Source organism: Candidatus Nitrosopumilus sp. (genome assembly GCF_029882185.1).
In the GTDB taxonomy this organism is placed as follows: domain Archaea; phylum Thermoproteota; class Nitrososphaeria; order Nitrososphaerales; family Nitrosopumilaceae; genus Nitrosopumilus.
This window is the reverse complement of the sequence record NZ_JAOULD010000061.1, coordinates 1-6,025: the sequence shown is the minus strand read 5'-3', so window position 1 is coordinate 6,025 and position 6,025 is coordinate 1. Positions and strand designations below refer to the sequence as shown.

Annotated in this window: 6 protein-coding genes and 1 pseudogene; 5 read left to right on the top strand and 2 right to left on the bottom strand. The window is 33.7% G+C overall.

From position 1 onward, the window contains the following. The 5 genes and pseudogenes from OEW78_RS09580 to OEW78_RS09560 all read left to right on the top strand — a co-directional run. Window positions 1–211: pseudogene (locus OEW78_RS09580) on the top strand (3-phosphoshikimate 1-carboxyvinyltransferase); the annotation flags it as partial. A gap of 328 nt (window positions 212–539) precedes the next feature. Next, a complete protein-coding gene (gene aroC, locus OEW78_RS09575; protein WP_300327076.1) occupies window positions 540–1,637 on the top strand; it encodes a chorismate synthase in 1,098 nt (365 codons plus the stop codon). Between the two features lie 4 nt (window positions 1,638–1,641). Next, window positions 1,642–3,012, top strand: a complete 1,371-nt coding sequence (locus OEW78_RS09570; protein WP_300327075.1) for an aminotransferase class I/II-fold pyridoxal phosphate-dependent enzyme — start codon at window positions 1,642–1,644, stop codon at window positions 3,010–3,012. Beyond that, the gene (locus tag OEW78_RS09565; protein WP_300327074.1) at window positions 3,009–3,860 is read left to right on the top strand and encodes a prephenate dehydrogenase/arogenate dehydrogenase family protein; all 852 of its coding nucleotides are present in this window, start codon (window positions 3,009–3,011) and stop codon (window positions 3,858–3,860) included. Before OEW78_RS09570 ends, OEW78_RS09565 begins: the two co-directional genes overlap by 4 nt. Window positions 3,861–3,865: 5 nt before the next feature. Continuing rightward, window positions 3,866–4,270, top strand: coding sequence for an NUDIX domain-containing protein (locus OEW78_RS09560; RefSeq protein WP_300327073.1), 405 nt, complete (start codon window positions 3,866–3,868; stop codon window positions 4,268–4,270). On the opposite strand, the gene thiC is transcribed toward OEW78_RS09560, so the two are convergent. Beyond that, the gene (gene thiC, locus OEW78_RS09555) at window positions 4,253–5,581 is read right to left on the bottom strand and encodes a phosphomethylpyrimidine synthase ThiC (protein ID WP_300327072.1); all 1,329 of its coding nucleotides are present in this window, start codon (window positions 5,579–5,581) and stop codon (window positions 4,253–4,255) included. The two genes, OEW78_RS09560 and thiC, sit on opposite strands and share 18 nt — an antisense overlap. Window positions 5,582–5,816: 235 nt before the next feature. Then, window positions 5,817–6,025 (bottom strand): hypothetical protein (locus tag OEW78_RS09550; protein ID WP_300327071.1); only part of this gene is annotated, 209 nt, incomplete at its 5' end.

Here is a 6,025-nt window from a genome sequence, read left to right as displayed (position 1 = left end):
AAAAGAAGACGGATTAATCTTAAAGGCATCTGAAAAAATTAGGGGTGCTGATTTGAATTCAGAAGAAGATCACAGATTGTTCATGGCTTTTTGCATTGCAGGAATGTATGTTGGAAATTGTACTGTAACTGATCCAGAATCAGTTAAAGTGTCATATCCAAATTTTGTAGAAGAGATGAATCGTATGGGTGCTAAAATCCAAATCGAATAAAATAATTTTTCAAAAAAAACTTTGAGAGATAAAAGGCGCGACCCTGTATAGGGTGAAAAGCATTCTCCTCACCCACAACGCTTTTGCGTCGATAACATGTATTTTTCGCAGAGCCGCGCAAATCATTTGTTATAATTTACATGATTTTTCATATATTATACCTGTAATTCTAATATTTAAGAATATATTATAATTATTTCATAATTTATTTAATTTTTATATAATTTTTAAACATGCATACCAAACTGCCAAAATAGGCAATCCAATCAAGGAAATTTTCAGGAAATTTCAGGATGAGGAATTATAAACATCGACAAACCTTGAAAGTATGTTGCCAGGAAGTTCTATAGGTCAGCGTCTTGTCTTAACAAGTTTTGGTGAAAGCCATGGAAAATCCATCGGAGCAGTTTTAGACGGATGTCCAGCAGGGTTGGAACTCGATGAAAAAGACATTCAGAAAATGTTAGACCTTAGAAAGCCAGGACAAAATCTTATTTCTACTCAAAGAAAAGAAGGAGACATGGTTGAAATAATTTCAGGAGTTTTCAGAGGATATACCACAGGAGCTCCAATCACAATGGTGATTTGGAATAGTGATCAAAAATCAAAAGATTATGAAAATTTGAAAACAAAACTAAGGCCAGGTCATTCAGATTATCCGGCCATGACAAAATACAATCATTACAATGATCATAGAGGAGGAGGAAGATTTTCTGGAAGACTGACTGCAACACATGTGATGGGAGGTGCAATTGCAAGAAAATTACTTAAAGTTACACTAAGTATTGAAACAAGTTCATTTACAACACAAATTGGAAAAACAAAGATGGAAAGGGAATTTAATGAAAAAATGATTAATTCTATTTATAAAAATGAAGTTCGTTGTCCTGAAAACAAAACAGCAAAACTAATGAGAGAAAATATTCTAGATGCCAGAAAGAAAGGAGATTCACTTGGAGGAATTATTGAATCAGTTACAACAAACGTTCCAGTAGGATTAGGCGAACCAATTTTCAGTTCATTAGAATCAGATTTAAGTAAAGCCATCTTCTCAATTCCATCCGTAAAAGGGATAGAATTTGGTTCAGGATTTGCAGGTTCCGAACTTTACGGTTCAGAAAACAATGACTTGTACACAGTGAAAAAAGGAAAAATAGTTACAGAAACAAACAGATCTGGAGGAATTCTAGGAGGCATTTCAAATGGAATGCCAATAACCATGAGAATTGCTTTCAAGCCAGCATCATCTATTGCTCAAAAACAAAAAACAATAGACATCAAAACAAGGAAAGAGACGATTCTTCAAGTCAAAGGAAGACACGATCCATGTGTTGTTCCAAGAGCACCACCAGTAGTGGATTCACTTGTAGCATTAACTATAGCAGATCATGCCCTACTTTCAGGAGCAATTAAACCAACATTATAAGAAAATGTCAGACATAGATGATCTTCGTAATAAGATGGAGGATGTCACTCTAAAAATGATAAAGTTGTTGAAAAGTAGAACAGACATTGCAAAAGAGATTGGAGAAGTCAAAAAAAATATTGGTAAAGGAGTAACAGATGAAACAAGAGAAGATAGCCTACGTGCAAAAGTGATTTCATTGTCTAAAAGTATTGGACTTGATGAATCAATTGCTACAAAATTTTTGAATTTTCTGTTAAATGAATCAGTTAAAGTTCAATCAGTAAACAAACAAACACACCTATCAATTTTTTTAAAAGCAAAATCACTGGAATCACAAGGAAAAAAAATTATCCATATGGAAGTTGGAGAACCTGACTTTCTACCGCCAAAGATTGTAAAGGATGCATTAGAAGAAGTATTTGATAAAGGATTTCTAAAGTATGGCCAATCTAGAGGAATGCCAGTGTTCAGAGATACGCTTGCAAAATATGTATGCAAAAAATTCAATACAAATGTCAAAGAAGAAAATATCATAGTAAGTCCAGGAGCTAGATTTTCAATTTTTACAGCAATTACAACACTGCTTAACCCAGGGGATGAAATGATTGTGATTGAGCCTGCATGGCCAGCTTACAAAGAATGTGCATTAAATTCAGGAATCAAGGTTAGAACAATCAATACAACTTTTGAAGACAAATGGGAACCTTCATTAGAGCAAATCAAAAACACAATTAATTCAAATACAAAAATGATTGTGCTTAATTATCCAAACAATCCAACAGGGAAGATATTAAATGAAAAATTACAAGACAGTATTATCGAAATTGCAAAGAAGAATGATCTCTATGTGTTAAGTGATGAGATTTATTCACAATATGCAAAAATTAGTTGGAAGAGCGTTCTAAGTTACAATTATGAAAAAAGTATTGTTACTCAATCATTTTCAAAATCACATGCAATGACAGGGTTTAGAATAGGTTTTGCCATTGCAGATTCAAAAATAATTGAGAAAATGGCAAAATTAGAGGCACTATGTCTGACAAATGTCTCAGAACCGATACAATACATAGCCATGAAAGCACTTGAAGCAGACACATCCAACAATACTAATACAGTACAAAAAAGACTAGATGTATTGGCACAAAAAGCAAGTGAAATAGGACTAGATTTTATGGTTCCAGATGGAGCAATGTACCTTTTTGCAAGAATTAACCAGGAAGGATTCGACGGAGTTCAATTTGCCAATGCTACGCTAGAGAAAGGTTTGGCAGTAGCCCCGGGGGAAGGATTTGGAGATTATAAGAATTTTATCAGGCTTTCTGCATGTCAAAATGAAGAAACATTGATCGAAGGAATGAATATACTTGGCAACATTATGAGTGAGAGTAAATGAAACAGATCACAGTGGTAGGTGCAGGAGGTCAAATGGGTCAATGGTTTGCAAAATATTTTGCAGATGAAGGTTTTGAAGTGACAGGATATGATTCAGAAAATAAGATTTCAGGCAAAAACATCAAAGTAGCAGAATCACTAGTGGGAGGAATCTTGAAAGCTGATTATGTAGTTTTGTGTACACCAACAAGAAGAACCCCAGAAATAATCAGATTAATTGCAAAAGAAATGAAACGAGGAACATATCTTATTGAAATATCATCAGAAAAATCCAAAGTAGTTTCATCATTATCAAAAATGCCAACTAAAATTAATCCAATTTGTATACACCCAATGTTTGGCCCAGGAACTAAATCAATTAAGGGTCAAAATGTTATTTCCATTCCAATTAGAGATGCTAAAAAAGAATTGACGGTTGCAAAAACACTTTTTGATGGAGCAAACTTTGTTACAATCGATGCAGTTGAACATGACAAAAAGATTGCAGTGATTTTAGGATTAACTCATTTAATGAACCTAGTATTTGCAAATATTATTTCAAAAGATGAAAAAATGAATCTGACTGAAAAAATGTCAGGAACAACTTTCAGAGTCCAAAAAACATTGGCAGAAAGCATCATGACAGAATCCCCAGAGTTGATTGAAACTATCATTGCAAATCCAGAAATTCGCAGAGTTGCAGAGGAACTCTGGAAAGACATCGGCAGACTACTAACATCTGTACAAGAGTCAAAGACTGAAGAAGTGATAGAATATATCAAAGACTGTCAAGAAAGACTTGCCAAACATACAGACATTAACGAATCATACAAAAAACTAACAAAAATGGTAAAAGCAGTTGAAAAATAGCAGATATGTTCTCAACAAAGATTGTAACATCATTCATTAGAAATGATGATAAGTTATTAATCCTAAAAAGAAGTGACAAAGTAAAATCCATGAAAGGGTTATGGGCAGGAATTAGTGGAATTATTGAAGAGGATGAAGAACCACTCAAACGAGCAAAAATTGAAATTTTTGAAGAGGTTGGAATAACAGAAGATAAAATCACATTAATTAAAACTACAGAAGAAATGAAAATTAATTCCCCTCAATACAAAAATCACGAATGGAAAATATTTCCATTTTTATTTGAATCAAAAGATCCCATGGTTAAACTAAATTGGGAAAATTCAGAGTTCCGATGGATCACCATAGAGGATTTGGACAAGTATGAAACAGTACCTAGTCTTCAAAAAGTTTTACTCAACTTGTTGTAAGTTTTTATTTTCTTTTTCATATTTTTTCTGTTGTGGCAGCATCATATACACACAAGCACCACCACACATGGTACATGGAACATTATTACCAGGATGTTGTCCTGTTCTGCTATGAATTTTAGCAGCTTCTTCAGGATCAATAGACAAGGCAAGTTGTTTTTCCCAATCCAATGTACGTCTAGCTTCAGTCATCTCCATATCCCATTTGATGACCTTATCACGAATCTTTACAAGATCACCTGCATGAGCTGCAATCCTATATGCAATTAATCCAGCTTTTACTTCTTCAGCATTTGGCAATGCCAGATGTTCAGAAGGAGTAAGATAACATAAAAGATCCACACCTTCACTTGCAGAAACAGCAGCTCCTATAGCGCTTGCAATATGATCATGTCCAGATGCAACATCAGTCACTAATGGACCAAGTACATAATATGGAACATCTCCAATTAACGATTTTGCCAATCTTACATTTGCAGCAACTTCATTTAATGGGACATGACCAGGCCCCTCAACCATCACTTGAATATCATGTTCGTGTGCACGTTTTGTTAATCTAGATATGTTAATCATTTCTTGAACTTGCAATTCATCATGAGAATCTAAAATTGAGCCTGGTCTTAGTGCATCACCAAGACTAAATGTGACATCATATTTTTTGGCAATTTCCATCATGTAATCATAATGAGTAATGTATGGATTTTCCTTATCATGCTTTAACATCCATGCAGCGGTAATTGTTCCACCCTTGCTTACAACTCCACCATATCTTTGAACTTTGAGAATTCTTTTTGCAATATCTTTTGTTATTCCACAGTGTACAGTAGTATAATCAACTCCATCTTTTGCGTTATTTTCAAATGCATTAAGATAATCATCTTCAGTTAAATTCAAAGGATTTTTGTGAACTTCTACCCCATAATTATAAGCCTCATAGATAGGAACAGTTCCAAAAGTAATAGGTGCAACATCTAAAAGAGTTTGTCGTATTTTTTTAACATCTCCACCATCACTAAGATCCATTATGGTATCTGCATGATATTTTATTGCAACTTTAGCTTTTTCAATTTCTTCATCAATGTTTACATTTAATGTTGAAGTTCCAATATTCACATTAACTTTTGTTTTTAGCCCTTTCCCAATTCCAACATTGTGAATTTTTTGAGGTCTTACATTGTTACTAGGAATAATTATTGAACCCTTTGCAATTTTTGGAATTAACCAATCAAGAGAAACATCTTCATCTTTTGCCACCTGTTTCATTTCATCAGTAGCTACTCCTCGTCGAGCAGAAGTCATTTGTGTTGCCATGATGTATTCTCGTTTTTACCTGATTTAAACAATCGTGAAAATGAAGGAAACTCTAGATTACTGAAAAAATATTTGGCACCATATTAAGAAAATGATCGATCCTTTATGCCAGAAATGTGCATTATACTATATGAGAACCATTAAGGAATGTAGGCATTGCGGTAGGGAATTTTATAGTATGAAAGATGAATTTTGTTCTTTTCATTGTGTCACTCAATCATCATAGTAACACGAATCAGCTCAATTTCAATCCAGTGGCCAAAACTTCTTTTTCTGATTTTATTTTTGAAATCCTGTCAAAAATAGGTACGATTAGTCGTTCCAAATCAGGAAAATTTGCAAAATTTTGTTTTATTTCAGAGAGTCTTTGGGATAATTCGGTTTCTGCAGAAACTAGTGAAATATAATTTCGTAATTGGAGATTTTCAGATTTAACAGAATCTA